23 protein-coding genes and 9 tRNA genes are annotated in these 25,921 nt (G+C 66.4%); 23 read left to right on the plus strand and 9 right to left on the minus strand.

What is annotated here, in order from left to right; translation table 11 throughout:
* Positions 1–8: 8 nt before the first annotated feature.
* Complete coding sequence (gene phoB / locus EER27_RS03690; protein WP_123086707.1) at positions 9–716, minus strand: phosphate regulon transcriptional regulator PhoB; 708 nt, start codon at positions 714–716, stop codon at positions 9–11.
* 233 nt (positions 717–949) lie between these two features.
* Positions 950–2,536 (minus strand): M48 family metalloprotease, encoded by a 1,587-nt coding sequence (locus tag EER27_RS03695; RefSeq protein ID WP_223807161.1) that lies wholly within the window; start codon positions 2,534–2,536, stop codon positions 950–952.
* Between the two features lie 259 nt (positions 2,537–2,795).
* Here EER27_RS03695 and grxC point away from each other — a divergent pair, with 259 nt between their 5' ends.
* The 4 genes from grxC (at position 2,796) to EER27_RS03715 (ending at position 6,377) form a co-directional block, all read left to right on the plus strand.
* The gene (grxC, locus tag EER27_RS03700; RefSeq protein ID WP_223807162.1) at positions 2,796–3,080 is read left to right on the plus strand and encodes a glutaredoxin 3; all 285 of its coding nucleotides are present in this window, start codon (positions 2,796–2,798) and stop codon (positions 3,078–3,080) included.
* Entirely contained in the window at positions 3,077–3,487 is a 411-nt protein-coding gene (locus EER27_RS03705; protein WP_123086709.1) for a carboxymuconolactone decarboxylase family protein, read from the plus strand. Before grxC ends, EER27_RS03705 begins: the two co-directional genes overlap by 4 nt.
* Before the next feature lie 312 nt (positions 3,488–3,799).
* A complete protein-coding gene (locus tag EER27_RS03710; RefSeq protein ID WP_123086710.1) occupies positions 3,800–4,807 on the plus strand; it encodes an isocitrate dehydrogenase in 1,008 nt (335 codons plus the stop codon).
* Between the two features lie 220 nt (positions 4,808–5,027).
* Positions 5,028–6,377: a Na+/H+ antiporter NhaC family protein gene (locus tag EER27_RS03715; RefSeq protein ID WP_123086711.1), complete on the plus strand. Its 1,350-nt coding sequence runs from the start codon at positions 5,028–5,030 to the stop codon at positions 6,375–6,377.
* An 84-nt stretch (positions 6,378–6,461) separates the two neighbouring features.
* Here EER27_RS03715 and EER27_RS03720 read toward each other — a convergent pair whose 3' ends face one another.
* On the minus strand, positions 6,462–7,217 hold the full coding sequence (locus EER27_RS03720; RefSeq protein ID WP_190285634.1) for a Bax inhibitor-1/YccA family protein: 756 nt from the start codon (positions 7,215–7,217) through the stop codon (positions 6,462–6,464).
* A gap of 145 nt (positions 7,218–7,362) precedes the next feature.
* On the opposite strand from EER27_RS03720, the gene EER27_RS03725 reads away from it, so the two are divergent.
* The 14 genes from EER27_RS03725 (at position 7,363) to EER27_RS03790 (ending at position 17,254) form a co-directional block, all read left to right on the plus strand.
* Positions 7,363–7,439: transfer RNA gene (locus EER27_RS03725), tRNA-Pro, on the plus strand.
* A 31-nt stretch (positions 7,440–7,470) separates the two neighbouring features.
* Positions 7,471–7,547: transfer RNA gene (locus EER27_RS03730), tRNA-Arg, on the plus strand.
* Positions 7,548–7,580: 33 nt separating this feature from the next.
* Positions 7,581–7,657, plus strand: a tRNA-His gene (locus EER27_RS03735).
* A 32-nt stretch (positions 7,658–7,689) separates the two neighbouring features.
* Positions 7,690–7,765: transfer RNA gene (locus EER27_RS03740), tRNA-Lys, on the plus strand.
* Between the two features lie 88 nt (positions 7,766–7,853).
* A tRNA-Leu gene (locus EER27_RS03745) sits at positions 7,854–7,939 on the plus strand.
* 169 nt (positions 7,940–8,108) lie between these two features.
* Positions 8,109–9,401, plus strand: a complete 1,293-nt coding sequence (gene tig / locus EER27_RS03750) for a trigger factor (protein ID WP_123087242.1) — start codon at positions 8,109–8,111, stop codon at positions 9,399–9,401.
* A 121-nt stretch (positions 9,402–9,522) separates the two neighbouring features.
* Positions 9,523–10,149, plus strand: coding sequence for an ATP-dependent Clp endopeptidase proteolytic subunit ClpP (gene clpP, locus EER27_RS03755; protein ID WP_123086713.1), 627 nt, complete (start codon positions 9,523–9,525; stop codon positions 10,147–10,149).
* Positions 10,150–10,288: 139 nt separating this feature from the next.
* A complete protein-coding gene (clpX, locus tag EER27_RS03760; protein WP_123086714.1) occupies positions 10,289–11,581 on the plus strand; it encodes an ATP-dependent Clp protease ATP-binding subunit ClpX in 1,293 nt (430 codons plus the stop codon).
* A 204-nt stretch (positions 11,582–11,785) separates the two neighbouring features.
* On the plus strand, positions 11,786–14,218 hold the full coding sequence (gene lon, locus EER27_RS03765) for an endopeptidase La (RefSeq protein WP_123086715.1): 2,433 nt from the start codon (positions 11,786–11,788) through the stop codon (positions 14,216–14,218).
* Between the two features lie 192 nt (positions 14,219–14,410).
* Positions 14,411–14,710, plus strand: coding sequence for an HU family DNA-binding protein (locus EER27_RS03770; protein WP_484502468.1), 300 nt, complete (start codon positions 14,411–14,413; stop codon positions 14,708–14,710).
* 11 nt (positions 14,711–14,721) lie between these two features.
* Positions 14,722–14,796 (plus strand) — tRNA-Val (locus EER27_RS03775).
* 37 nt (positions 14,797–14,833) lie between these two features.
* A tRNA-Asp gene (locus EER27_RS03780) sits at positions 14,834–14,910 on the plus strand.
* Between the two features lie 107 nt (positions 14,911–15,017).
* Positions 15,018–15,094 (plus strand) — tRNA-Asp (locus tag EER27_RS03785).
* A 180-nt stretch (positions 15,095–15,274) separates the two neighbouring features.
* Positions 15,275–17,254, plus strand: coding sequence for a SurA N-terminal domain-containing protein (locus EER27_RS03790; RefSeq protein WP_123086717.1), 1,980 nt, complete (start codon positions 15,275–15,277; stop codon positions 17,252–17,254).
* A 114-nt stretch (positions 17,255–17,368) separates the two neighbouring features.
* Here EER27_RS03790 and EER27_RS03795 read toward each other — a convergent pair whose 3' ends face one another.
* From EER27_RS03795 to gloB, 3 genes are all read right to left on the minus strand, one after another.
* On the minus strand, positions 17,369–18,160 hold the full coding sequence (locus EER27_RS03795) for an enoyl-ACP reductase FabI (protein ID WP_123086718.1): 792 nt from the start codon (positions 18,158–18,160) through the stop codon (positions 17,369–17,371).
* A gap of 152 nt (positions 18,161–18,312) precedes the next feature.
* Positions 18,313–19,578, minus strand: a complete 1,266-nt coding sequence (locus EER27_RS03800) for a lytic transglycosylase domain-containing protein (protein WP_425480813.1) — start codon at positions 19,576–19,578, stop codon at positions 18,313–18,315.
* Positions 19,554–20,333: a hydroxyacylglutathione hydrolase gene (gene gloB / locus EER27_RS03805; RefSeq protein ID WP_123086720.1), complete on the minus strand. Its 780-nt coding sequence runs from the start codon at positions 20,331–20,333 to the stop codon at positions 19,554–19,556. The genes EER27_RS03800 and gloB overlap by 25 nt, the downstream gene beginning before the upstream one ends.
* A gap of 116 nt (positions 20,334–20,449) precedes the next feature.
* Here gloB and EER27_RS03810 point away from each other — a divergent pair, with 116 nt between their 5' ends.
* From EER27_RS03810 to dnaQ, 3 genes are all read left to right on the plus strand, one after another.
* Positions 20,450–21,154, plus strand: a complete 705-nt coding sequence (locus EER27_RS03810; RefSeq protein ID WP_190285635.1) for a methyltransferase domain-containing protein — start codon at positions 20,450–20,452, stop codon at positions 21,152–21,154.
* Positions 21,155–21,181: 27 nt separating this feature from the next.
* On the plus strand, positions 21,182–21,658 hold the full coding sequence (gene rnhA, locus EER27_RS03815) for a ribonuclease HI (RefSeq protein WP_123086722.1): 477 nt from the start codon (positions 21,182–21,184) through the stop codon (positions 21,656–21,658).
* Between the two features lie 70 nt (positions 21,659–21,728).
* Positions 21,729–22,460 carry a DNA polymerase III subunit epsilon gene (gene dnaQ / locus EER27_RS03820; protein ID WP_123086723.1) on the plus strand — a complete coding sequence of 244 codons (732 nt, stop codon included), beginning with the start codon at positions 21,729–21,731 and terminating at the stop codon, positions 22,458–22,460.
* Between the two features lie 72 nt (positions 22,461–22,532).
* Here the strand turns inward: dnaQ and EER27_RS03825 are convergent, their stop codons facing one another.
* Positions 22,533–23,237, minus strand: coding sequence for a PP2C family protein-serine/threonine phosphatase (locus tag EER27_RS03825; protein WP_123086724.1), 705 nt, complete (start codon positions 23,235–23,237; stop codon positions 22,533–22,535).
* A 163-nt stretch (positions 23,238–23,400) separates the two neighbouring features.
* Positions 23,401–23,491 (minus strand) — tRNA-Ser (locus EER27_RS03830).
* 101 nt (positions 23,492–23,592) lie between these two features.
* Between EER27_RS03830 and EER27_RS03835 the strand changes: the two genes are divergently transcribed.
* Positions 23,593–24,006 carry a DUF6165 family protein gene (locus EER27_RS03835; RefSeq protein WP_123087243.1) on the plus strand — a complete coding sequence of 138 codons (414 nt, stop codon included), beginning with the start codon at positions 23,593–23,595 and terminating at the stop codon, positions 24,004–24,006.
* Positions 24,007–24,099: 93 nt separating this feature from the next.
* Here the strand turns inward: EER27_RS03835 and EER27_RS03840 are convergent, their stop codons facing one another.
* A complete protein-coding gene (locus EER27_RS03840; RefSeq protein WP_123086725.1) occupies positions 24,100–25,155 on the minus strand; it encodes a glycosyltransferase family 9 protein in 1,056 nt (351 codons plus the stop codon).
* A gap of 16 nt (positions 25,156–25,171) precedes the next feature.
* Between EER27_RS03840 and EER27_RS03845 the strand changes: the two genes are divergently transcribed.
* The gene (locus EER27_RS03845) at positions 25,172–25,921 is read left to right on the plus strand and encodes a 3-deoxy-D-manno-octulosonic acid kinase (protein ID WP_123086726.1); all 750 of its coding nucleotides are present in this window, start codon (positions 25,172–25,174) and stop codon (positions 25,919–25,921) included.

Genomic DNA, 25,921 nt, shown 5'->3' on the forward strand with positions numbered 1-25,921 from the left:
CGGCGGCATCACACTTCTGGCGAGGCCGAGAACCGGTAGCCCGCGCCGCGCACGGTCTGCACCATGCCATCGAGCAGGTGCGGTTCGAGCGTCTTGCGCAGGCGACGGATGTGCACGTCGACGGTGCGCTCTTCCACGTACACGCTGCCGCCCCAGACGTGGTCGAGCAACTGGGTGCGCGAGTACACGCGCTCGGGATGGGTCATGAAGAAGTGCAGCAGCCGGTACTCGGTCGGGCCGATCTGCACCGGCTGGTCGCCGCTTTCGGCGTTGGCGAATACACGGTGAGCCGCCCCGTCGATGCGCAGCGATCCGACGCCGACGCTGCCGTCCTCGTCGTCTTCACGGGACCGCCGCAGCACCGCACGGATGCGCGCAAGCAGTTCGCGTGCCGAGAACGGCTTGACCACGTAATCGTCGACGCCGGCTTCGAGCCCGCCGACGCGATCGTTTTCCTCGCCGCGCGCGGTGAGCATGATGATCGGCACTTCGCGCGTCAGCGATTCCTTGCGCCAGCGGCGGGCCAGCTCCAGGCCGCTGGTGCCGGGCAGCATCCAGTCGAGCAGGATCAGGTCCGGCACCCGATCGGCGATGGCCGATTGGGCTTCGCGGGCGTCACCGGCATGAATCGGGTCGTAGTCGCCCTTGCGCAGGGCGAAGGCGACCATGTCGCGGATGGCGGGCTCGTCTTCGACAATCAGGATGCGCTTTTGCACGTGGTCACCGGGGGAAAGACCAGGAGTGGCCCCGACGTCGCCCTCAGGGCGCCGTCCGGGGTGACGCGGCCGGCCTTCAGGCCGGTCCGGCTCCGCGCGTCGCGGCGACAGCCGCCACGGCGCGCACGGTGCATCCCTGCACCGTAGGGAGCCGGGACAACCCGACTCCCCTGAGCGGCGTCAGTACACTACCGTTTAGTGACAGCTCCGTGACATGCGAGACCGGTGCGCCCTTACCGGCGTTGCAGGTCTTCGTCGCGAACGCCCTGGCGGCGGAGTTCGAGCACCGTGGGCGTGATCGCGGCGATGCGCGCTTCGATCCGCGCCCGGGCGTAGTAGTCCAGCTCGGTGTTCTTCTTGAGCGTGTTGAGCTGAACCAGTGCCTGCTCCGGCCGTCCGCCCAGGTAGGCCGCTTCGGCATAGGCCTCGCCGGCGCGGATGCGATCGCCGGCCAGCTCGCAGGCACGTGCGTAGGTCTTCTGGAACACCGCGTCATCGGCCGACTGCGACAGCAACGGACGCAGCAGCGCCTGCGCCCGCTGGCCGGCAGCGGCGTTGTTCCGCTCCGCCAGCAGGCGCGCGAAGGTCAGCGCCACGGCGCGGTTGTGCGGACTTTGCTTGAGCAGGGCATCCAGGCGTGCGTCGGCCGCAGCGTGCTTGCCGCTCTGCGCCTCGGCCTCGGCCAGGGCCAGCAGCACCCAGGTGTCACCGGGACGTTGTTCGAGCAGTTCCCCCAGGATTGCGGCCGCGGCGGCCGGCTGGTTGCCGCGCAGTTGCGCGACCGCCAGGCCGTAGCGCTGCGCGGGGCTGGCCTTGCCGGCGCGGGCCAGCCGCGTGTATTCGTCGATGGCCGCGCGCGGCGTGTCGGCGCTGAGCACGCGCAGGCGCTCACGGGCGAACTCGAAGCGTCCGGTCCCGCCCTGGGTCGGCATGGCATCGCCGATGCGCAGGCCACCTGGCAACAGCGGGTTGTCGCTGGCCAGGGTGGTGCCCGCGTTGAAGCGGCCTGGCGCGCGCGCGATCTGCTCGGCGCGCTCCTTGGCCTCGCTGATGCGCGTGGTGGTGACCGGGTGGGTCATCAGGTAATCGTCGCTGGTGTTGTACTCGTTGGCCCGGTTGCTGCGGCTGGCAACGTGCAGGCGCTCGAAGAAATCCGCCATCGCCGCGGGGTCGTACTGGCTGCGAGACAACGTCTGGATGCCGACGCGGTCGGCTTCGGATTCGTTGGATCGGGTGTAGTCGATCTGGCGCTGCTGCAGCAGCGCCATCGCCGAGACGATCGCCGCGTTGGATCCGTCGGTGGAGGAGGTGCCACCGGCGGACTGCGCGAGCACGATCGCGCCGAGCATCGCCAACAGGATCGGCAACTGGTCGCGCTGGGCCCGTTCGACCGCACGCAGCACGTGCTGCTGGGTGACGTGGGCGATCTCGTGCGAGAGCACGCCGGCGACCTCGTCCTCGCGTTCGGCGTTGAGCACCAGTCCCGCGTTGACGCCGATGTAGCCGCCCAGCGTGGCGAACGCGTTGATCTGGCGCTGGCGCAGCATGAAGAAGGTGAACGGCTGTTGCGGGCGATCGCTGTTGTTGGCCAGGCGGCTGCCGAGCTGGTCCAGCCATTCGTCCACCAACGGGTCTTCCAGCACGTAGTCGTAATGGCGCAACTGCGCCAGCAACATCTCGCCGTACTCCGCCTGCTGCGCTGGGTTCAGCAGCTCGCCGGCGGAGGATCCGATATCGGGCAGCCGCGACTCCTGGGCCGGGCTGCAGACGGCGGCCAGGGCGAGGGTCAGAGCGGCGGTGAGCAGGGTGATGCGGCGCAAGCGGGGTCCCCTCGGGTCGTTGGAATGCGACTGCGGCAGGATGCGGCCGCGCGGCGCAGGCTGGGTGAATCCCCGTTAAGGCTACGGGCAAACACGCGGGCCGGGTGGCGGGTGATGGTGCGGACAGCGGGGTGGAAATGCCGCGGGCATGGGACCATATACCCTCGCAGGCCACGGCGACGGGGGTTCGACCGCGCCGGGCCGGCCGAGTTCACGCAGCATCGGCCGCCGAGCAATCACAGCGCCCAGGAGAACCGTTTTGAGTGACAACGCCACTACCACGCCGCAGGTCGTGATCTACACGACGGCAATCTGTCCCTACTGCGTCGCGGCCAAGAACTTCCTCAAGAGCAAAGGCCATGGGTGGACGGAAGTCCGCATCGATCTGGACCCGGCGGAGCGCGAAAAGATGATGGCGTTGACCCGACGCACCAGCGTCCCGCAGATCTTCGTGGGCGACACGCACGTTGGCGGCTACGACGACATGATCGCGCTGCACCGTGCCGGTGGACTTGATCCGCTGCTGGCGGGGTCCGTGGCATGAGCGCCGACAACCAGAAGCCGGACGGCGGCGAGGAAGATCGCGTTGCGGCGTTCACCGCATTCCGCAAGCGCATGAACGAGCGCATTCTCGCCGAGCCCAACCAGGTCGTGCGGCGCTTCTTCGCGCTCGACACGCAGACCTACCAGCCCGGCGCGCTGGACCTGAAGACCAAGGAACTGCTTGGTCTGGTGGCCTCGATGGTGCTGCGTTGCGACGACTGCATCAGCTACCACGTGGCGCAATGCAAGGACGCCGGCGTGAACCGGGACGAGATGTTCGAGGCGTTCTCGGTGGGTCTTGTGGTGGGTGGCTCGATCGTGATTCCGCACCTTCGCCGGGCGGTCGATTTCCTGGACCGGCTCGAGCAGGGCGACACCGCCACGCCGCCCGTGCACGACCACGACTGACGCCGCGATCGAATGACCGGCTGCCCGGCATGCCCGGGGCAGCTGCGACGACCCGGCCCGGGACGGGGCGCCTGCCGGATGTGGCGCCTGCCTGCGCAGAGTGTGCGACCGCGAGCGTCTTCGGGCCGGACCGGCTGGTATCGGCATTTTGTCAGGCGCGCGCATGACCCGGACGGGTTTGCCGAACCGGCCTTGGACCATCGTCGGGTGGGCGTTTACCTGCAGGCCGGGGCCGCTTCCGGCATAATTCCGCGGCTAAACCATCCGCCGCCGTACCTCGGGTCCGGCGCGCCCACCAGCAGGAAACCCCTTATGACGCAGACCATTACGGTCATCCGTGGCGACGGTATCGGCCCGGAAATCATGGACGCCACCCTGCACGTGCTCGACGTGATGGACGTCGGCCTGCAGTACGAGTTCGCCGATGCCGGCCTGGTCGCACTCGAGAAGCACGGCGAGCTGCTGCCGGCGGCGACGATGGACTCGATCCGCCGCAACCGCATCGCCCTCAAGAGCCCGCTGACCACGCCGGTCGGCGAAGGCTTCAGCTCGATCAACGTCGAGCTGCGCAAGCGCTTCGACCTGTACGCCAACGTGCGTCCGGCCAAGTCGTTCCCGAACACCAAGTCGCGTTTCGGTTCTGGCGTCGACCTGATCACCGTGCGCGAAAACACCGAAGGCGCCTACAGCGCCGAAGGCCAGGCGCTCTCTGAAGACGGCGAAACCGCCACCTCGATCACCCGCACCACGCGTCGTGGTTCCGAGCGCATCGTCCGCTACGCCTTCGACCTGGCGCGCCGTACCGGCCGCAAGAAGGTCACGGTGGTGCACAAGGCCAACATCCTGAAGTCGACCTCGGGCCTGTACCTGCGCACCGCGCGTGCGGTTGCGGCCGAGTACCCGGACATCGAGTGCAACGAGATGATCGTGGACAACACCTGCATGCAGCTGGTGATGCGCCCGGAACAGTTCGACATCATCGTCACCACCAACCTGTTCGGCGACATCATCTCCGACCTGTGTGCCGGTCTCGTCGGCGGCCTGGGCCTGGCGCCGGGCGCCAACATCGGCACCGACGCGGCGATCTTCGAGGCGGTGCACGGCACTGCGCCCGACATCGCCGGTCAGGGCAAGGCCAACCCGTGCGCGCTGTTGCTGGGCGCGGCACAGATGCTCGATCACCTCGGCCAGACCGAGAAGGCCGAACGCCTGCGCGCGGCGATCATTGCCACCCTCGAGGCCAAGGACTCGCTCACCGCCGACCTGGGCGGCACCGGCAACACGATGTCGTTCGCCAAGGCGATCGCCAGCCGGGTCTGAGGCCTGCCAGCCTGAGCCGGTTCGCCCGGTTTAGCAGGTCTTGCAAGGGGCGCTTCGGCGCCCTTTGCGCGTTTTGGGCCCTCGCGGCGCCGAGGGCGCATCGTCCGGGAGCCTGATGGGATTGGAGGGGCGGGCGGGGAGGCTGTGTTCTGGCCCTGTTACTCGACAGCGCCCGTGTTGCACTGCAAAATGATCTGATTAGTTCCATTCGGATAAAGAGATGAATGCGCCACCGGCCCCGGCGGTCCGCCCCAGCGCGATCGCGCTGACCCCCTTGCTGTTGTTCCTGGCGCTGTTCTTCGGTGCCGGGCTGTACTTCACCGCGCACGGCGAGGCGATGGGCTTCTACCAGCTGCGCGCGCCGGTGGCGATCCTGCCGGCGTTGGCGTTGGCGGCGTTCATCGCCTGGCGCCGCAAGCTTCCGGCGCTGGACACGCTGCTGTCGGGCATGGGCGACAGCAACGTGATGCTGATGTGCCTGATCTTCCTGCTGGCAGGCGGCTTCGTCGAAGTGTCCAAGGCGATTGGCGCAGTCGACGCGATCGTCGCGCTGGGCATCGGCAACGTGCCGCCGGCGCTGCTGCTGCCGGGCCTGTTCCTGGTCGCCGGATTCATTTCGCTGTCGCTGGGCACGTCGATGGGCACGATTGCCGCGGTCGCGCCGATTGCACTAGGCGTGTCCGATGCGTCGGGCCTGGATCGCGCGCTGGTACTCGGTGCGGTGATCGGCGGTGCCACCTTCGGTGACAACCTGTCGGTGATCTCCGACACCGCCATCGTCGCCAGCCGCACGCAGGGCTGCACGATGCGCGCGAAGTTCCGCGAGAACTTCAAGCTGGCGCTTCCCGCGGCGCTGATCACGCTCGTGGTGCTCGGGTTTGTCGGCGATACCGCGCCGGTGCAGACCCTCGACCCCGTCTCGCCGTGGCTGATCGTGCCGTACCTGGTGGTGCTCGGCCTGGCCCTGGCGGGTGTCGACGTGATCATCGTCCTGAGCGTTGGACTGCTGGTGGCAGGCGCCTTCGGTGCGTTCCTTACCGAGGATTTCGGCGTCGCGGCCTACGCCTCCCACGTCTGGGAAGGCTTCGAAAGCATGGTCGAGATCACGCTGTTGTCGTTGCTGGTTGGCGGGCTGGGCGCACTGATGAAGGCTACCGGCGGCCTGGCTTGGCTGGCCCAGGCAATCGGTCGATTTGCACGCGGACACAAGAGCCGCCGCGCCGGTGAAATCAGCATTGCCGCCTTGTCGACGACGGCCGACGTCTTCACCGCCAACAACACCGTCGCGATCCTGATCAGCGGCAGCCTCGCCCGCGACATCGCCCAGCAGCATGGCGTGGCGCCTGCGCGCGCGGCCAGCGTGCTGGACATCTTTGCGTGCGTCACACAAGGCGTGCTGCCGTATGGCGCGCAGATCCTGCTGGCTGCGTCGCTGGGCGCCGTGTCGCCGTTGGCGCTGGCAGGAAGCGTCTACTACAGCTGGCTGCTGGGGGCGATCACCATCGCGGTGATGCTGTGGCCGACACGCAATCGCGCGCGACAACCGGCGCCGTCCACGGCTGCCGGCTGAGCGCCCCGGCGCGACACGGCAGGCTGAAACGAAGAAGGGGCGCAACCGCGCCCCTTTTTCGTTTCCTGTCGATGCCGCGTTGTCTCAGTTGCGCGACTGCAGCTTGGCCAGCAGGCGCAGGAACTCGATGTACAGCCACACCAGCGTGACCATCAGGCCGAACGCGCCGTACCACTCCATGTACTTGGGTGCGCGCTGCTCGACGCCGGTCTCGATGAAGTCGAAGTCGAGCACCAGGTTCAGTGCCGCGATCACGACGACGAACAGGCTGAACCCGATTCCGATCAGGCCCGACTCGTGGATGTAGGGCACGCGGATGCCGAAAAAGCTCAGTCCGAAGCTGACCAGGTAGAGCAGGGCAATGCCGCCGGTGGCCGCAGCGACACCCAGCTTGAAGTTCTCGGTGGCCTTGATCAGGCCCGTGCGATAGGCAAACAGCAGCGCGAACAGCGTGCCGATCGTCAGCATCACCGCCTGCAGCACGATGCCCTCGTACCGATGGTTGAACATCGCCGAGATCGCGCCAAGGAAGAAGCCTTCAACCAGGGCGTACAGCGGCGCGGTCACCGGCGACCAGGTCTTCTTGAACGTGGTAATCAGTGCCAGCACCAGGCCGCCAATGGCGCCACCCCACACGTACGGGGCTGCGCCGACGATCCCGTCCGGCGTGCTCACCTGGTGCCACGCGAACGTTGCGGTAAGCACGCACAGCAACAGCAGCGCGCCGGTCTTGTTGACGGTGCCATTGAGGGACATTACCTCGTTGTCGCCACGGCTCAGCGCACCGGTGCCGAGGTCGAGGAACGTGGATTCCTTCAATGCAGGATTGCCGCTGCGCATGGTTGCTCCTTTGATTGGCGCCAGGGTATGGGGGCGAGCATACACAGCCGCGCGGCCGGCGCGCAGACGCACGTTGACACGGCGCCTGGTTGCACGCAAAATAGCCGGCCTTTCGCGGCGTTGGCGCGCAACGAAAGCCCGGCTTCGGGGCATAGCGCAGTCTGGTAGCGCATCTGGTTTGGGACCAGAGGGTCGGGGGTTCGAATCCCTCTGCCCCGACCACTGGGCTGGCGTCAGTTAAGATGTCCGACTGGCGCCCGTAGCTCAACCGGATAGAGCACCGGCCTTCTAAGCCGGTGGTTGCAGGTTCGATTCCTGCCGGGCGCGCCAAGTCATGCAAGAATGCTTCATGTGGTTTCTGTGGTGGATGTAGCTCAGTTGGTTAGAGCACCGGATTGTGATTCCGGGGGTCGCGGGTTCAAATCCCGTCTTCCACCCCACGTTTTTTTGCAGTACAATTCGCAGACGTTTCGGGCTGTTAGCTCAGTTGGTAGAGCAGTTGACTCTTAATCAATAGGTCCAAGGTTCGAATCCTTGACAGCCCACCAATACTAAAAAGCACCTGGTATCCCCAGGTGCTTTTTTCTTTATGTGCGGTACGCTCCTCAACGCCCCGGCAGTGCCGGTGCGGCATGCGCGAAAGTGGCGGAATTGGTAGACGCACTGGATTTAGGTTCCAGCGGGTAACCCCCGTGCGGGTTCGAGTCCCGCCTTTCGCACCACCCGACGATCCGTTGCCCCCTGGCCTCCGCCGGGGCGCTGGCAGCGACGCGCGTAATCAGCCAAACTACTGCGTTCCGCATGGGCGGTACGGGGCTGCCGTGCCCGCACGCGGCCAACCAGGTCATCAACATTGTTCCGCGCCCGAGCGCCGCGGTAGCAGGAGTGGATATGCAAGTTTCGGTCGAATCGCTGGGTACCCTTGAACGCCGCATGACCTTCAGCCTTCCGGCCGACCGCCTCGAAAGCCAGGTCGGCGGTCGCCTGCGTGAGATCGCGCGTGGCGCCAAGATCAAGGGCTTCCGTCCGGGCAAGGTGCCCGCCAAGGTCATCGAGCAGCGTTTCGGCGAGCAGGTCCGCGCTGAGATCCTCGACGGTCTGCTGCGCGAAGGCTTCAGCAACGCCGTGCGCGAGAACGCGCTGCAGCTGGCTGGCAATCCGCGTATCGAACCGGCGGCCGACGCCGAGCTGTCGTTCGTCGCGACCTTCGAGGTGGTGCCGGACTTCGGCGACATCGACGTCGCCAAGCTCAACGTGATCCGCCACACCGCCGAGGTCAGCGACGCCGACCTCGACACCATGGTCGAGAACCTGCGTCTGCAGCGCCGCACCTGGAACCCGGTCGAGCGCGCCGCGACGGAAGGCGATGCGGTTGAGATCGAGACCTGGTCGGTGGCCGGCGACGAGCGCGTGCCCGCCGAGGGCGTCGAGCGCGGTGCCAGCATCATCGGTTCGGGCGCCATGTTCCCGGCGATCGAAGCGGCGATGACCGGCATGGTCGCGGGCGAGGAAAAGCAGGCCGAGATCGACTTCCCGGCTGACTGGCGCGTGCCGCAGTTCGCCGGCCGCACGGTCACTGTCCATCTGAAGGCCACCAAGGTTTCCGAGCCGGTGATGCCCGAGGTGGACGATGCGTTCATCAAGAGCTTCGGCATCAAGAGCGGCGACGCCGAGCAGTTCCGCGCCGACATCCGCAGCAACCTCGAGCGCGAGCTCAAGGGCGCGCTGATGACCCGCCTGCGCCGTGAAGTGGGCGAGCAGCTGATCGCCGCCTACGAACAGGTCGAAATGCCGCCGAAGCTGGTCGAGGGCGAGGCCCGCGACATGGCCCGCCAGGCAATCGAGCAGGCCCGTCGCCAGGGCCGTCCGGTCGACGCGCCGGCCGATGCCCACCTGACGTTCATGGAGCCGGCGCGCAAGCGCGTGCTGGTGGGCCTGCTGGTGGGCGAGATCGCCCGCCGCAACCAACTGACCCTGGATCCCAAGCGCCTCAACGAGACCCTCAAGCTGATCGCTTCGACCTACGAGGAGCCGCAGCAGGTGATCGAGCTTTACCGCAACGACCAGCAGCTGATGTCCGGCCTGCAGGCACGCGTGATGGAAGAGCAGGTGATCGACTGGATCGCCGAGCGCGCCCAGCACACCGAGCAGTCCATGTCGTTCAGCGACGCGATCCGTCAGTAACATCACGCAGCAACGCGCGTTTCCGATTCGCTAGGTCTTGCGCTGCGGTCCGGTCGGCCCCAAGTTGACCGGACCGCGCTTGCTTCCAGCGCCCAACTCGCATGCCCACAGGTGCCGTCGAATGGATAACCGAACCCAAGCCTTGAACCTCGTTCCGATGGTGGTCGAGCAGACCAGCCGTGGCGAGCGGGCGTACGACATCTACTCGCGCCTGCTCAAGGAACGCGTGATTTTCCTGGTCGGTCCGATCGACGACTACATGGCCAACGTGGTGGTCGCCCAGTTGCTGTTCCTCGAGGCCGACAATCCCGAGAAGGACATCAGCCTGTACATCAACTCGCCCGGCGGCGTCGTGACCGCGGGCATGGCGATCTACGACACCATGCAGTACATCAAGCCGGACGTGAGCACGATCTGCGTCGGCCAGGCTGCTTCGATGGGCGCGCTGCTGCTGGCGTCGGGTGCACCCGGCAAGCGCTACGCGCTGCCGAATTCGCGCGTGATGATCCACCAGCCGCTGGGCGGGTTCCAGGGCCAGGCCACGGACATCGACATCCATGCCCGCGAGATCCTGACCCTGCGCCAACGCCTTAACGAGGTGCTTTCCAAGCACACCGGGCAGGCGCTGGAGACGATTGCGCGCGATACCGAACGTGACAACTTCAAGAGCGCCGAGGCCTCGCGCGAGTACGGTTTGATCGACCAGGTCCTCGAGCGCCGCCCGGACGATTCGATCCAGGCTTCCTAAGCCTTTGATGTACCAGCGGTTTGGCCCGGGCTCCAGCCTTCGTGGCTGGCCGGATCGCTGTGCTATTCTCGGGCCGTAACACCCGCAAACCCCGCAGTGGCGGGGTTGCGGAGACTAAGAGCACCACTTGGGCGGAAGCATGAGCGAAGAGCGACAAGGCCGCGGTACGGGCGACAGCAACAAGATTCTCTACTGCTCGTTTTGCGGTAAGAGCCAGCATGAAGTCCGCAAGCTCATCGCGGGCCCGAGCGTGTTCATCTGCGATGAATGCGTCGAGCTGTGCAACGACATCATTCGCGAGGAGCTCGAGGAGAAGGCGCAGTCGGCGCGCAGCCACCTGCCCAAGCCCAAGGAGATCCTCGAGGTCCTCGATCAATACGTGATCGGCCAGGCGCGCGCCAAGCGCACGCTCGCTGTCGCGGTGTACAACCATTACAAGCGCATCGAGAGCCGCCAGAAGAACGACGACGTCGAACTGGCCAAGTCGAACATCCTGCTGGTCGGTCCCACCGGCTCGGGCAAGACGTTGCTGGCCGAAACGCTGGCGCGCATGCTCAACGTGCCGTTCACGATGGCCGATGCCACGACGTTGACCGAAGCCGGCTATGTTGGCGAGGACGTCGAGAACATCATCCAGAAGCTGCTGCAGAAGTGCGACTACGACGTCGAGAAGGCGCAGCAGGGTATCGTCTACATCGACGAGATCGACAAGATCTCGCGCAAGTCCGACAACCCGTCCATCACCCGTGACGTGTCCGGCGAAGGCGTACAGCAGGCCCTGCTCAAGCTGATCGAGGGTACCGTTGCCAGCGTGCCGCCGCAGGGCGGGCGCAAGCATCCGCAGCAGGAGTTCCTGCAGGTCGACACCCGCAACATCCTGTTCATCGTGGGCGGTGCGTTCGCCGGCCTGGAGAAGATCATCCAGCAGCGCAGCACCGAGGCGGGTGGCATCGGCTTCGGCGCCAAGGTCAAGAGCAGCACGATCAAGGCCGACACGGGCAAGATCCTGGCCGACGTCGAGCCGGAAGATCTCATCAAGTTCGGTCTGATCCCCGAGTTCGTGGGTCGCCTGCCGGTGGTCGCAACGCTCGAGGAACTCGACGAGGCTGCGCTCATCACGATCCTCACCGAGCCCAGGAACGCGATCACCAAGCAGTTCCGCAAGCTGTTCGACATGGAAGGTGTCGAGCTGGAGTTCCGGCCGGACGCCCTCGCGGCGATCGCGCGCAAGGCGCTCAAGCGCAAGACCGGCGCGCGCGGCCTGCGAACCATCGTGGAATCGGTGCTGCTGGACACGATGTACGACCTCCCGTCGCTGGAGAACGTCAGCAAGGTCGTGGTGGACGAATCGGTCATCGATCACAAGACCGATCCGTACCTGATTTACCAGACGCCCCCGGCGGCGGCGCCCAAGGCGGCGTCCGGCGACTGATCCGGTGCTGGCGGCACGCTCATGGCGTGCTGCATTCAGCCATAAGTGGCTGATAAAAAAGGGAAATTGACAAGCAGGCCGCGCCATCGAGCGCGGCCTGCTTGCATCCGTCTGCGCCGGCCCCCATAACCGTCGCCATGGGCCATCGCGCCCACCAAATTCCCGGCCGCGTGCGACGCTGGCCCTGCTTTCCCCGGAGCCCCCATGACCGACCCGACCGACCGCGACACGTTCGATTTGCCGGTGTTGCCGCTGCGCGACGTCGTCGTATTCCCGCACATGGTGATCCCGCTGTTTGTGGGGCGCGACAAGTCGATCCGCGCGCTCGACCAGGCCATGGAATCGGACAAGCGCATCCTGCTGGTGGCCCAGAAATCCGCCGAAACCGACGATCCGGGCGCGACGGATCTCTATGCGATCGGCACGCTCGCCCAGGTGCTGCAATTGCTGAAGCTGCCCGACGGCACGATCAAGGTGCTCGTGGAAGGCGTCTCACGCGTCGAGGTCGAGAACGTCAACGAGCGCGATTCGGTGCTGGTCGGGCAAGCGACGATGATCGAGCCGGCGTTGGACCGCGAACCGCGGGAACTCGACGCCATCACGCGGTCGCTCATGGGACTGTTCGAGCAGTACGTGAAGACCAATCGCAAGCTGCCGCCCGAGCTGATGCAGACCCTCGCCGGCATCGATGAACCCGGCCGACTGGCGGACACCATCGCCGCCCACCTGGGCGTGCGCATCGGCGACAAGCAGAAGTTGCTGGAGACGCACGCGATCGGTGCACGACTGGAGCAACTGGTTGGACTCGTCGACGGCGAGATCGACGTGCAGCAGCTGGAAAAGCGCATCCGCGGCCGCGTCAAGTCGCAGATGGAGAAGAGCCAGCGCGAGTACTACCTCAACGAACAGATGAAGGCGATCCAGAAGGAGCTCGGCGAGAGCGAGGACGCGCCCAACGACATCGATGAGCTGACCCGCAAGATCGCCGAGTCCGGCATGCCCAAGCCGGTCGAGGTCAAGGCCAAGTCCGAACTCAACAAGCTCAAGCAGATGTCGCCGATGTCGGCCGAAGCCGCCGTCGTTCGCAACTATCTCGACTGGTTGCTCGGCGTGCCGTGGAAGAAGCGCAGCAAGATCCGCAAGGACCTCAAGTCCGCCCAGGACGTCCTCGATGCCGACCACTTCGGCCTCGAGAGGGTCAAGGAGCGAATCCTCGAGTACCTGGCGGTGCAGACGCGCGTCAAGAACATGAAGGGGGCCATCCTGTGCCTGGTGGGCCCGCCAGGCGTCGGCAAGACCTCACTCGGCCAATCGATCGCCAAGGCCACCAATCGCAAGTTCGTGCGCATGTCGCTGGGCGGCGTGCGCGATGAAGCCGAGATCCGCGGTCATCGTCGGACCTACGTCGGATCGATGCCGGGCCGGATCGTGCAGAACCTCAACAAGGTCGGCAGCAAGAACCCGCTGTTCGTGCTCGACGAGATCGACAAGATGTCGATGGACTTCCGTGGCGATCCGTCCTCGGCGTTGCTGGAGGTGCTCGATCCCGAGCAGAACAACGCGTTCAACGATCACTACCTGGAGGTCGACCTCGACCTCAGCGAAGTGATGTTCGTGGCGACGTCCAACTCGCTCAACATCCCCGGTCCGCTTCTCGATCGCATGGAAGTCATCCGGATCCCCGGCTACACCGAGGAAGAAAAACTCAATATCGCGATGCGCTATCTGATGCCCAAGCAGATCAAGGCGAACGGCCTGAAGGTCGACGAGCTGAAGATCGCCGAGAGCGCGGTGCGCGACATCGTCCGCTACTACACGCGCGAGTCGGGCGTTCGCAACCTCGAGCGCGAGATTTCCAAGATCTGCCGCAAGGTGGTCAAGGAAATCGCGTTGGCCGGCCCCAAGGTCCGCAAGGGCAAGGACGGCGCGATCAACGTGTCCTCGAAGAATCTCGACAAGTACCTGGGCGTAAGGCGCTACGACTTTGGCCGCGCCGAGGAACAGAACGAGATCGGCCTGGTCACCGGACTGGCCTGGACCGAGGTCGGCGGTGACCTGCTGCAGGTCGAAGCCACCCTGGTTCCGGGCAAGGGCCAGTTGATCCTGACGGGGCAGCTTGGCGATGTCATGAAGGAGTCCGCGTCGGCCGCGCTGTCGGTCGTGCGTGCGCGCACCGAGGCATTGGGCATCGACCTGGACTTCCTGCAGAAGCACGACGTGCACGTGCACGTGCCGGAAGGCGCGACGCCGAAGGACGGACCCAGTGCAGGCATCGCGATGGCGACGGCACTGGTATCGATGCTGACCAAGAATCCGGTCAAGGCCGCGGTGGCCATGACTGGCGAAATCACGCTGCGCGGCCGCGTGCTGCCGATCGGCGGGTTGAAGGAGAAGCTGCTGGCGGCGCTGCGTGGCGGCATCACCACGGTGATCATCCCCGACGAGAACAAGAAGGATCTGTCCGACCTCCCCAAGAGCGTCATGCAGGGAATGAAGATCGTGCCGGTGCGCTGGATCGACGAAGTGCTCGACATCGCACTCGAGCGACCCGTCACCCCGGCGACCACGCCGGTGGTCCCCGAGGTGCCGGTCAGGCGTCGTGGCAAATCATCATCGGCGCCGAACGTCAAGCACTGACGTGACCTTTGGTCGGAATCGGGCGGAATCGGCTGGAAGCCCCGTCATTGCTAGCTTTCAGTCTTGCACCCCCAAAATGCCACTGGTATAACGAACGCAACCGTTTGGCGGCTGGCTTGTACCAGCGCCTTTCGGCAAGGTCGGTCGGGGGAGTGCACGTGAGTCTCCACCCGATTCTCAGAACACTGCGGCATCGCGCCGCAAAGGGAGTCAAAAAGAATGAACAAGGCTGATTTTGTTAGTGCCGTCGCCGATGCGGCCGAGCTGTCGAAGACCGACGCCGCCGGTGCCGTTGACGCGATGGTCAGTGTCATTACCAAGGCGCTGAAGAAGGGCGACACCGTGACGCTCGTCGGCTTTGGCACCTTCCAGGTCCGCAAGCGCGCTGCTCGCCAGGGCCGCAACCCGAAGACCGGTGAGACGATCAAGATCAAGGCCTCGAAGAATCCTGCATTCAAGGCTGGCAAGGCGCTGAAGGATGCTGTAAACTGAGCAACTCGCTCGGGTGCTTAGCTCAGCGGTAGAGCGTCTCCTTTACACGGAGAGGGTCGGGGGTTCGAAACCCTCAGCACCCACCAACAGCACCACGAGTTGGTTCGACAGGTTTCAAAGTGCGGAGTGGTAGTTCAGTCGGTTAGAATGCTGGCCTGTCACGCCGGAGGTCGCGGGTTCGAGTCCCGTCCACTCCGCCAGTTTTGCCAGAGGCGCCCTCATCGGCGCCTCTGTTTTTGAAGAAGGCAACGTGGTGCGATGGTTGGTTCATCACGCTATAATTGTCGGGCAGCAAGTTTCAAAGTGCGGAGTGGTAGTTCAGTCGGTTAGAATGCTGGCCTGTCACGCCGGAGGTCGCGGGTTCGAGTCCCGTCCACTCCGCCAGTTTTACCAAAGGCCCCGGAAACGGGGCTTTTTTTTCGTCTTGAGGATCCCGGCGCGCGCCATCTGGCGTCCTGCTCGACGTTCGGGTGTCAGTACAGTGAGTTGGCGCAGACGCCGACGGACGCCAGACGGGCAGAGGCACGCTACACTCTCGGGCTTCCGTCCCGACCCGATCTCGACATGCTGCAAACACTTCGCGACAAGACCTCCGGCTGGATCGCAACCGTGGTCCTGGGATTGCTGACCATTCCGTTTGCCTTCGTCGGCATCGAGCAGTACATGGGCCAGCGCAACGACAACGCTGTTGTGCGCATCGACGCACCGCCGAGCTGGTGGAAATCCGCACCTTCGTGGTGGCCGGTGTCGGTGTTCTGGCAGCACGAAACCATCAGTGCCGACGAGTTCCGCAAGCAGTTCGAACTGATGCGCCAGCAGCAGCGGACGCAGATGGGCGAGGCGTTTGATCCGCGTGCATTCGAAAGCATGGACAGCAAACGTGCCGTGCTCGAATCGCTGATCGACCAGAAGGTGCAGGGCATCGCGCTGCAGGACGCCGGGATCGTGATCAGCGATCTGCAGGTGCGCGACGCGATCCAGTCGGTACCGGCCTTCCACGTCGATGGCAAGTTCGACGCCACGCGCTACCAGCTCGTGCTCGCATCGCAGGTCCCCGCGCAGTCCCCGCGCCAGTTCGAGGACGGGGTCCGCATCCAACTGCGTCAGTCGCTGCTGTCTCGCGGCGTTGGCACCACCGGGTTCGTTACCGACGGTGAGCTCAATCGACTGATGAAGCTGCTTGGCGAACGCCGCAGCGTCAGTCTCGTGATGCTCCCGTCACCGGCACCGGACACGTCTGCTGTCAGCGCGGCCGAGATCAAGGCCTGGTACGACGCGCATCCCGCACAGTTCCGCGCCCCGCAGACGGTCAGCATCGAGTACGTCGAACTTGACGCCGCTGCCATGCCGGTGCCGGCGGCCGCCGACGAAGCCGCGCTGCGTGCTCGTTACGAGCAGGAAAAGTCGCGCTACGCCGCCGCTGAAGAGCGCCTGGCGTCGCACATCCTCGTGCGTGTCCCGGAAGGTGGCGACGCTGCCGCGCAGAAGGCGGCGCAGGACAAGGCCGCCAAGCTGGCCGCCGACGCGAAAGCGCCCGGCGCGGATTTCGCGGCGCTGGCCCGCGCCAACAGCGACGATGCCGGATCCAAGGGCACCGGCGGCGACCTGGGCTGGGTGGGCAAGGGCATGATGGTCGGTCCGTTCGAAGACGCGCTGTTTGCCATGAAGCTTGGCGAGGTGAGCGGTCCGATCAAGAGCGACTTCGGCTGGCACGTCATCCAGCTGCGCGAGCTCAAGAGTGGAACCCAGCAACCGTTCGAGCAGGTTCGCGAACAGCTCGCCCGCGAGCAGGCCGAGGCTGACCGGGATCGCGCCTTCAACGATGTTTCCACCAAGCTGATCGACCTGGTCTACAAGAATCCGTCGTCGCTCGCGCCAGCGGCGCGCGCGATGAACCTGCCGGTCCAGAAGCTTGGGCCGTTCGCGCGCGATGCCAGCGAGGGCATCCTCGCCACGCCCGCGGTGAAGCGCGCGGTGTTCTCCGAGAGCCTGATCGAGGACGGAACCGTCAGCGACCCGATCGAGATCGCGCCCAACCACAGCGTCCTGGTGCGCGTGGTGGCGAGCAATCCCGAGCGCACCCTGCCGCTGTCCGAGGTCCAGGCCAAGGTAATCGCCAGCGTGCGCGCCGATCGTTCGGCCAAGGCGGCCATGAAGGACGCCGATGCCCTGGTTGCCCGGCTGCGCGCCGGCGAGTCGCTGGCCACGATTGCCACGGAAAAGCAGGCCGAGCCGCCGCAGGAGATTCCGGACCTGCCGCGCGGCGCGCCGATGCCCGAGCCGGTGGTGTCGGAAGCGGCGTTTGCCGCCGCGCCGCCGGCGGAGGGCAAAAGCGCGCCTGGCAAGGCGGTTCTTGCCGATGGCCGCATCGTGCTGTTCACGGTCAACAAAGTGATTCCCACCGATCCGGCCACCGTGCCGCCTGAGCAGAGTGCGGGCCTGCGCCAGGGCATTGCCCAGATGCGTGGTGACGAGGACGCCAAGGCAATGCTCAGCGCGCTGCGCAAGCGCTATCGCATCAAGGTGGTCGAGTCGAATCTGTAAGCGTTTCCGTACCGACGCATGGCAAAAGGCCCGGTTTTCACCGGGCCTTTTGCTTGTCTGCGTCGGGCGATGACCTCTCGGCCTGCCCGCGTTCGATCGGCTTATTCGATCGACTTACTCGCTGATCCCGGTCATGCCGACGATGTTGTAGCCGGCATCGACGTACGTGATCTCGCCCGTGACGCCGGCAGCCAGGTCGGAGCACAGGAAGGCCGCAACGTTGCCGACGTCTTCGATCGTGACGGTGCGACGCAGAGGAGCGTTTTCCTCGACGTGGCCGAGGATCTTTCGGAAACCGGCAATGCCCGCTGCGGCGAGCGTCTTGATCGGACCGGCGGAGATCGCGTTTACGCGCGTGCCTTCCGGACCGAGGTTGTACGACAGGTAGCGCACGGTCGCTTCCAGGCTCGCCTTGGCCACGCCCATCACGTTGTAGCCCGCTAGCGCCCGTTCTGCGCCGAGATAGCTCAGCGTGAGGATCGAACCGTTACGGCCGGCCATCAACGGACGCGCGGCCTTGGCCATCGCCGCCAGCGAATAGGACGAAATGTCGTGGGCGATCGCGAAGTTCTCGCGGGTCAGGCCATCGAGGAATTGGCCGGCAATCGCTTCGCGCGGGGCATAGGCGATCGCGTGCACGAGGATGTCGAAACCGTCGCTCCAGTGCTGCCCGAGCTGCTCGAGGCAGGCGGCAATCTGTGCGTCGTCGCTGACATCCAGCGGCAGCACGATCTTGCTGCCGTACTCCGCCGCAGCCTTTTCGACGCGCGTCTTGAGCTTGTCGTTCTGGTAGGTGAACGCCAGTTCGGCGCCTTCGCGGTGCATCGCTTCAGCGATACCCGAGGCGATCGAACGCTCGCTGGCGATGCCGGTGATCAGTGCACGCTTGCCTTGCAGGAAACCCATGGGTGCTCCAGGGAAGTGGGGAAGGGGCCGGAACGCGGCCGAGCAAAGACTCTAGTGTGCCTTGGGCGGCCGTCGTCGGCCACATCGAGGTTCCGATTCCAGGCCACGGGCATGGGCTGTCGGCACGCCGGGCGATCCGGCGCACCGCCCGGTCAGGGTGACTTTGCCGAGTGACCGTCGATCCACAGACGTTGGCCGGGCCGGAGAATGCTTCCGGCGGGCAGATCGTTGTGGCGCAGCAGTTCCGCCACCCGGATGCCGTAGCGCCGCGCGATCGTCCACGGATTGTCGCCGGCGGCAACGGTATGGCGGCGTGGCGCGCCCGCGGGATCCGTCGTCCCGGTTGCGGATCGGGACCTGGCGGGCGTGCGCTGCTCCGGCGTGTCGAGGGCTTGCGGGGCGTCCGGCACCTGGGGCTGCGCCGAGGCGACATCGGCCGATACAGCGGTGCCGGTCGGGGCAAGGACGCGGGTGGGCCGCCCGGGTGCGGGCTGGATGCGTCCGTTCGCGAGCGCGGGGTTCAGGCGTTGCAGTTGCGCCGCGTCCCGGCCGGTCCGCGTCGCCCAATCCTGCAGGCGCGTCGTGTTCGACGGCAGTTCCACCGCCTCCAGCCGCGGGACCGGCCGGTCGAGGGCGCGCAGCCATTCCTCGCGATCGTCCGCGCGCTCCATCAGGCACGACAGCGCATGCAGTTTGCGGACATACGACTGGGTGGTGTCGGACAGGCTCGCCAGCTGATCGGGGCGCGCGTTGCGCGCGGTCTGGCCGCTGCGCTTGAGCGCGCCGAACACGCGGTACTCGCCCGCGTTGTACGCCATCACGGCCAACCGCCAGTCGCCGGCGAACATGCCGTGCAGCGTCTTGAGGTAGCGCACCGCGGCCTGCGTCGAATCGACCGGCGAGAGCCGGCCGTCGTAGCCGTCGCGGATCGGCACGTGGTGGTTGCGCGCGGTCAGCGCGATCATCTGCCACAAGCCGGCGGGGCCCGCCGCGCTTCGGGCTTCGGGCTTGTAGCCGCTTTCGATGAACGGGATCAGCGCGTACTCGGTCGGCAGGTTGGCCTCGCGCAGCGCATCCACGACGTAGCCGAACAACGGCAGCGTGTCGTCGTTGCGACTGGCCAGGCGCCTGGGCGCGGACGCGAAATGCTCGCTCCAGCGGGCGCTCGTGGCAGGTCCGCACGCCGGGTCGGCCAGTCCCTCGCGAAAGCGCTGGTAGATCTCACGACCACTGCGCGTTGCGGCCGGGTCGGCGTCGCCACGTTGCGCGGTGGCAGGCGCATCGCGGGCGGGTGCATCGACAGCGGGGCGGGGCGGGGCGGCGGCGCAGGCAAGCCCCGCGCCCATCAGGGCCGCCACCGCGATGGCCCGCGCGATGGGACGTAGGCCACGACTCATGCGCGGAACCCGTCTTTCCATAGTCTAAGTTCCGCGAACGCGTCGATATCGTCGACCAATTCACGCCCCAGGCGCTGCTGCAGCCCGGTGCGGACCCCGGGCGTGGCGACGCGGAGGAACGGATTGGCAGCAAGTTCGCCGGCCAGTGTGCTCGGGAGGGTGGGACGATGGGCTTCGCGCATGGCTTGGGCCTCTTCCAGGCGGCGCCGCAGCGCCGGGTTGTCGGGGTCGACCACGCACGCGAATGCGGCGTTGGACAGCGTGTACTCATGGCCGCAGCAGACCCTTGTCTCTGCGGGCAGGGTGGCCAGACGGGACAGCGATGCGTGCATCTGGGCGGCGCTACCTTCGAACAGGCGCCCGCAGCCCAAGCTGAACAGCGTGTCGCCGCTGAACAGCAGCGGGCCGTCGCCCGCTTCGGCGGCGTAGTAGGCGATGTGGCTGCGGGTGTGCCCGGGGACGGCGATAACCTCGAACGCGATGCCAGCCGCTTCGATCTGCTGCCCGTCGCCGACGGTGATGGCCGGGAAGGCGATCCGTTCGTCGGCCGGCGAGAACACCGCCAGGTCAGGCCATCGCTGCAGCAAGGCCCTGACGCCGCCGATATGGTCGTCGTGATGGTGGGTCAGCAGTACCGCGACGGGTTCCAGGCCACGATCTGCCGCAGCCAGCACCGGTGCGGCCTGGCCCGGATCGACTACCAGCGCCTTGCCTGCCGGCCCCTCAAGCGTCCAGATGTAGTTGTCGCTGAATGCGGACAGCGGTTTCAGGCGCATCGTCACAGGCTCCGTGGCTGCCCCTGCGGGCGTCGGTACGACAAGTCACCCGGACGGGCGGGTTTGTCGCAGAATCAACGCTCCTTCCTTGTCGCGCCCTGTTGCGGAAGGCGACCATGCCCGCCCTGTCCTACGGCCGTCAACCCGAAACTGCCCGGTCCTGGTTCGACACACCGGCCGGCCAGGCCGTGCTTGCAAGCGAATCGGCGGCGATGACGCGCCTGCTGTCCGGGCGGCCCGCGCTGCCCTGGGCCTGGTTCGGCCTGTCCGCGGCCACCGCGCCGATCACAAGCGATGGACGGGGCGTCACCCTGGTCCGCGACGGCGGCGGGTTCTCGGGCAGCCTGCGCTGTTCGCTGCCGTTGCCGCTGGCGAGCGAGGCACTGGGCGTCGTGCTGCTGCAGCACGTGGTCGACGGCGATGACGACATCGACGGGTTGCTCGACGAATGCGCGCGCGTGCTGATCCCGGGCGGCATGCTGTGGCTGGCGGCGCTCAACCCCTGGACGCCGTACCGCCTGCGCTGGACCGGGTCCGGGCTGCGCGCGCGCGCTCCCGGGCAATGGCAGGCGGCGTTGCGCGGCGCAGGGTTCGCGACCGACTCGCTGAGCCTGCAATGGGTGGGACCGCGCTGGCGGCCCGATGAGCCGACGCAGGCAGGCGTCGCGGCCTCCGACCGGTTGCGCGCGGCGTTCGTGCTGACCGCCGGCAAGCGTGCGCACGCACTCGTGCCGCCAACGCCACTGCGCCAGTTGCGCTGGCATGCCGGCGGCGCGTTGCGACGCGACAGTGCCGCGCGGACACGCGAAGACTGCCGGTGACCGTCGACGCTCGGTGATAATGGGGCGATGACCGAATCCCCTCGCAAGACGATCAACATCAATACCGACGGCGCCTGCCTGGGCAATCCGGGCCCTGGCGGCTGGGGCGCACTGCTGCGCTACAAGACCCAGGAGCGCGAGCTCTCCGGTGGCGAACCCGACACCACCAACAATCGAATGGAATTGATGGGCGCGATCATGGCGCTGGAGGCGCTGACCGAGCCGTGCATCGTGACCCTGACCACCGATTCCCAGTACGTCCGCCAGGGCATCACCGAATGGATGAAGAACTGGGTCCGGCGCGGCTGGAAGACGGCCGGCGGCGATCCGGTCAAGAATCGCGACCTGTGGGAGCGCCTGCACGCGGCGTCGCTGCGTCACCAGATCGAGTGGAAGTGGGTCAAGGGCCACTCGGGCGACCCCGACAACGAGCGCGTGGATGGACTGGCAAGCGCGGCCGCGGCCGCGGTGCGCGCCAGCGGACGGGCGACCCGCACCGCCTGAGCCCCATGCAGTCGCCGCGGCACGGCACCGTCGTTTTCTCCTGGCCCAACCGCCCACTACACTGAACCGCATGCGCCAAGTCATCCTTGATACCGAAACCACCGGCCTGAACTGGCGCAACGGCAACCGCGTCGTCGAAATCGGCTGCGTCGAGTTCGTCGAGCGCCGACCCACCGGCCGAACGTTCCATACCTACCTCAAACCCGACTGCCAGTTCGAGCAGGGCGCCCAGGAAGTCACCGGCCTCACCCTCGAATTCCTGGCCGACAAGCCACGGTTCGAGGAGATCGTCGACGAATTCCTGGCCTTCATCGCCGGCGCCGAGTTGGTGATCCACAACGCTGCGTTCGACGTGGGCTTCCTCGATCACGAGCTGTCTCGCCTCGGGCCGCAGTACGGCACGGTGTCCGGACACGCGAGCAACATCGAAGACTCGCTGCTGCTGGCACGCAAGCAGTTCCCGGGCCAGCGCAATTCGCTGGATGCATTGTGCAAGCGCCTGGGCGTCGACAACGGTCACCGGCAGCTGCACGGCGCGTTGCTCGATGCGCAGATCCTCGCCGAGGTCTACATCGCACTGACGTCGGGGCAGGAAGAAATCGGCTTCGGCAGTGCCGATGGCGTCGACGCGCCGGTCGAGGCGGTCGCCGTGCAGCTCGATGCCAGCCGTCCACGTCCGCGGGTGGCGATCGAGGACGAAGACCTTGCCGCGCACGAGGCGCGCCTGGAGAAGCTGCGCAAGAAGGCTGGCAAGGCGGTTTGGGACCAGTGGCTGGTGCCGGTCGACGAAGTCGCCGCCTGACACGTCCTGCCGTGCTTCATCGCGTCCCCGGAACGCGGGGGCGGAGCCGGCGCATCCGCGCCGCGCGCCGCGTCAGTGGTTGCGCACCAGCACCACGGTGACGTTGTCGGAACCGCCGCCGTCGAGCGCGGCGGCCACCAGGGAATCGACGCATTCCTGTGCGCTGCAGCCCTGCTGGGAGAGAACCGTGGCGATGTTGCCGTCGTCTACCTCTTCGGTCAGGCCATCGCTGCACAGCAACAGCTGCATGCCGGGACGCAGCTCGCCGGTCATCGTTTCGACGTTCAGGTTGCGGGGATCGGTCACGCCCAGGGCCTGGGTCACCACGTTGCGGTGCGGGTGGCTGCGTGCCTGCTCGTGGGTGATGGCGCCGTTGGCGATCAACTCCTGCACGTAGCTGTGGTCCTGCGACAGTTGCGCCAGTTGGCCGTCGCGCCACAGGTAAACGCGGCTGTCACCGACCCATGCCACTTCAAAGCGATTGCCGCTGACGCGCGCCGCTACCACGGTGGTGCCCATCGGCAGGGCGTCGTTGCGACGTCGCGAAGTGCGGATGATTTCCTCGTCAGCGATGCGGATCGCCTGCGCCAGCGACGTGCCGTCACGGATCTCGCGAACGATGGCCTCGCGCGCAAGGGCGCTGGCGACTTCGCCGTATTCATGTCCGCCCATGCCGTCGGCGACCAGCCACAGCCCCAGGTCGCTGTCTCCGTAATAGGTGTCTTCGTTGAGCTCCCGGCGCAGGCCGACGTGCGTCAGGTGTCCGAATTCGATCATGAGTGGATCATGCCGTTTCGCTTCGGGGTCTTTAGGGCGGGTAACGGAATCATCGCGGGCGAGCGGCCGCGAGGCAAGGCAAAGACCTAGTCAGACTCGCCTCGGATCGAGCGGCTCGTTGGCCAAAAACAACAACGCCTCCTTGCGGAGGCGTTGGCAAATCTGGCGGAGAGGGAGGGATTCGAACCCCCGGTGCGCTATAAACGCACGCCTGATTTCGAGTCAGGTACATTCAACCACTCTGCCACCTCTCCGGGTTGCAGCCGGGGGATGATACGGGGCCAGGCGCCGTTCGACAAGCGGCAATGGCAGGCCGTTACACTGTCGCCCCCCCACAATGACTGAGATGGCGTCCATGTCCGAGATCCTGGTTCCGGTGTCCTTTGGCGAACTGCTCGACAAGATCGCGATCCTGCAGATCAAGTCCGAGCGCATGGAAGACCCGGCCAAGCTGGTCAATGTCCGCAACGAGCTGTCCGCGCTGGAAAACACCTGGATGGCCCATCCGGCCGCCGGCAGCGACATCGTGCGGCTGCGCGCCGACCTCAAGGCCGTCAACGAACGGCTGTGGGTGATCGAGGACGACATCCGCATCAAGGAGAAGGCGCAGGCGTTCGATGCGGAATTCATCCGCCTGGCCCGCAGCGTGTACTTCGAAAACGACACGCGCGCGCGCATCAAGAAGGACATCAACCTCGCGCTCGGATCGAGCTATGTCGAGGAGAAGTCGTACCAGGACTACGGGACCGGTACGGCCCCGGCAGGCTGACGCCCCACGTGCGCCGATCCGGTTGGTCGGTAGTGGCGATGTTCCCAGTGTCGCGGCCGCCGATCCGGCCAGCCGCGCGTGCGCGCGGCGATGTCACCTGGATGGGTGGTCGCTGACGTAGCGTTCGAATGCCGCGATGGCGTCCTCGACCGTGATCAGGTCCATGACGCCCTCGTGCTCGATCTTGGTGCCCCATTTCAGCTCGCCAGCGGGCTTGCCCAGGTACTTGCGGGCCGCGTCGTCGTAACGGTCGACGCAATAGCGGCGGTCGCTGTAGGGCCCACTGCGCGCCGGATTGCTGGCTGCATGCAGGCCCATGACCTTGGTGCCCATCGCATTGGCGATGTGCATCGGGCCCGAGTCGGGGGTTACCACCAGGTCCGCACGCTCCAGCAGCGCAGGCAGTTGTTTCAGCGTGTCCTTGCCGACCAGATCCAGCGCCGTGCCTTTCATGGCGGCGACGATGGCGTCAGTGGTGCTGCGTTCAAGCTCGCTGCGCCCGCCACACAGCACCACGCGCCAACCGCGTGCGATCGCGTGGTCGGCAAGCGCGGCATGGCGCTGGGGATACCAGTTGCGCAGTGCATGGCTCGAGCACGGCGAGATGAGCAGCGTGGGCACGCCGTCCTGGGGCCATTGCGCGCGCGCCCAGTCGCGAGCCTCCGCCGGCACCGGCAGGTCCCAGCGCACCGTGGTCTGCTTCAGGCCCAGTGGTTCGCAGAAGCTGCCCAGCGCATCGAGCACGTGGATGCCGGGTCGGTCGGGGATGCGTTCGTTGATGAACAGTCCGTGGCCGTCCTTGGAGCGCGCGCGGTCGTAGCCGATCCGGCGCTTGGCCGGGATGAATGCCGAAAGGAGGTTTGCGCGCGCTGCCACCTGCATCTGCAGCAACACGTCAAAGCGCTGGCCTTGCAGCTCCCGGCGCAGTGCGCGCATGCCGGCCAGGCCGGTCTTCTTGTCGTACTCGATGAACTGGACGCCCTCGAGGCCGTCGAGCAGGCGTCGCTCGCCCTTGCCGATTACCCAGGTCAGTGGCAGCGTTGGCCAGGCGTCACGTAGTGTGCGCACCAGTGGGACCACGTGGGTGACATCACCAAGCGCGGAAAGCCGCAGCAGGGAGAGCGAGGCAGGTGCGTGAGATGCGTGAATTGTTAGACTCCGACTGATGACGGGGTATGACGCGACCGAAGGATTGACGCCGTTCCGCGATGACAGCGGCTACGGCGCGATTCTGTTCGACGCCACGCGCGTGCGGCAAGCGGACCCGCAATGGTTTTCCCCGGCATTCTGGGGGCAGCAGGCGCGGCCGGTGCAAAGCGGTGGCCGCGGTGGCGCCTGGTTTGTCGACGGCCCTGCCGGTCCTGCGCTGCTGCGCTGCTACCTGCGCGGCGGCGTGATGGCCCATTTCAACCGCGATCGCTACCTGTGGCACGGCGCGGCCCGCACGCGCAGCTTCGCCGAGTTTCGCCTGACGCGCGCCGTGGCCGCCAAGGGCGTGCCGGTACCGCAGCCGATCGCCGCTTACTATCGCCGAGAAGGCATGTACTACCGCGCCGCAATCCTGCTCGATCGCCTAGACCACGTGCGCACTCTGGCCGATCGCGCCGGCGTGGCGGGCGATGGTGCGCCGTGGGAGGAGGCCGGCCGGCTGATCGCGCGCGGGCATCGCGCCGGGCTCGATCATGCCGACCTCAATGCGCACAACCTGCTGTTCGACCCGACCGGCCGCGGCTGGATCATCGACCTGGACCGGGGCCGCATGCGCATCCCGGCCACACCGTGGCGCGAGCGCAACCTCGCCCGGCTCAAGCGATCGCTGCTGAAGCTGCGTGGCGGGCGCTCGGTCGACGAGGTCGAGCGCGACTACGCCCGCCTGCGAGCGGCCTACGACAATGTCTGGTCGCGTGGGTACTGA

This window comes from Montanilutibacter psychrotolerans, assembly GCF_003719825.1.
Classification (GTDB): Bacteria; Pseudomonadota; Gammaproteobacteria; order Xanthomonadales; family Xanthomonadaceae; genus Montanilutibacter; species Montanilutibacter psychrotolerans.

What these genes read in the sequence shown, in the direction of transcription:
- EER27_RS03790 (WP_123086717.1), top strand. Translation starts at nt 15,275, where the DNA reads ATGCTGCAAACACTTCGCGACAAGACCTCCGGCTGGATCGCAACCGTG.
- EER27_RS03825 (WP_123086724.1), bottom strand. Translation starts at nt 23,237, where the DNA reads ATGATCGAATTCGGACACCTGACGCACGTCGGCCTGCGCCGGGAGCTC.
- EER27_RS03715 (WP_123086711.1), top strand. Translation starts at nt 5,028, where the DNA reads ATGAATGCGCCACCGGCCCCGGCGGTCCGCCCCAGCGCGATCGCGCTG.
- gloB (WP_123086720.1), bottom strand. Translation starts at nt 20,333, where the DNA reads ATGCGCCTGAAACCGCTGTCCGCATTCAGCGACAACTACATCTGGACG.
- EER27_RS03810 (WP_190285635.1), top strand. Translation starts at nt 20,450, where the DNA reads ATGCCCGCCCTGTCCTACGGCCGTCAACCCGAAACTGCCCGGTCCTGG.
- EER27_RS03705 (WP_123086709.1), top strand. Translation starts at nt 3,077, where the DNA reads ATGAGCGCCGACAACCAGAAGCCGGACGGCGGCGAGGAAGATCGCGTT.
- EER27_RS03835 (WP_123087243.1), top strand. Translation starts at nt 23,593, where the DNA reads ATGTCCGAGATCCTGGTTCCGGTGTCCTTTGGCGAACTGCTCGACAAG.
- EER27_RS03795 (WP_123086718.1), bottom strand. Translation starts at nt 18,160, where the DNA reads ATGGGTTTCCTGCAAGGCAAGCGTGCACTGATCACCGGCATCGCCAGC.
- rnhA (WP_123086722.1), top strand. Translation starts at nt 21,182, where the DNA reads ATGACCGAATCCCCTCGCAAGACGATCAACATCAATACCGACGGCGCC.
- tig (WP_123087242.1), top strand. Translation starts at nt 8,109, where the DNA reads ATGCAAGTTTCGGTCGAATCGCTGGGTACCCTTGAACGCCGCATGACC.
- EER27_RS03720 (WP_190285634.1), bottom strand. Translation starts at nt 7,217, where the DNA reads ATGCGCAGCGGCAATCCTGCATTGAAGGAATCCACGTTCCTCGACCTC.
- dnaQ (WP_123086723.1), top strand. Translation starts at nt 21,729, where the DNA reads ATGCGCCAAGTCATCCTTGATACCGAAACCACCGGCCTGAACTGGCGC.
- lon (WP_123086715.1), top strand. Translation starts at nt 11,786, where the DNA reads ATGACCGACCCGACCGACCGCGACACGTTCGATTTGCCGGTGTTGCCG.
- clpP (WP_123086713.1), top strand. Translation starts at nt 9,523, where the DNA reads ATGGATAACCGAACCCAAGCCTTGAACCTCGTTCCGATGGTGGTCGAG.
- clpX (WP_123086714.1), top strand. Translation starts at nt 10,289, where the DNA reads ATGAGCGAAGAGCGACAAGGCCGCGGTACGGGCGACAGCAACAAGATT.
- EER27_RS03845 (WP_123086726.1), top strand. Translation starts at nt 25,172, where the DNA reads ATGACGGGGTATGACGCGACCGAAGGATTGACGCCGTTCCGCGATGAC.
- EER27_RS03800 (WP_425480813.1), bottom strand. Translation starts at nt 19,578, where the DNA reads ATGGAAAGACGGGTTCCGCGCATGAGTCGTGGCCTACGTCCCATCGCG.
- EER27_RS03710 (WP_123086710.1), top strand. Translation starts at nt 3,800, where the DNA reads ATGACGCAGACCATTACGGTCATCCGTGGCGACGGTATCGGCCCGGAA.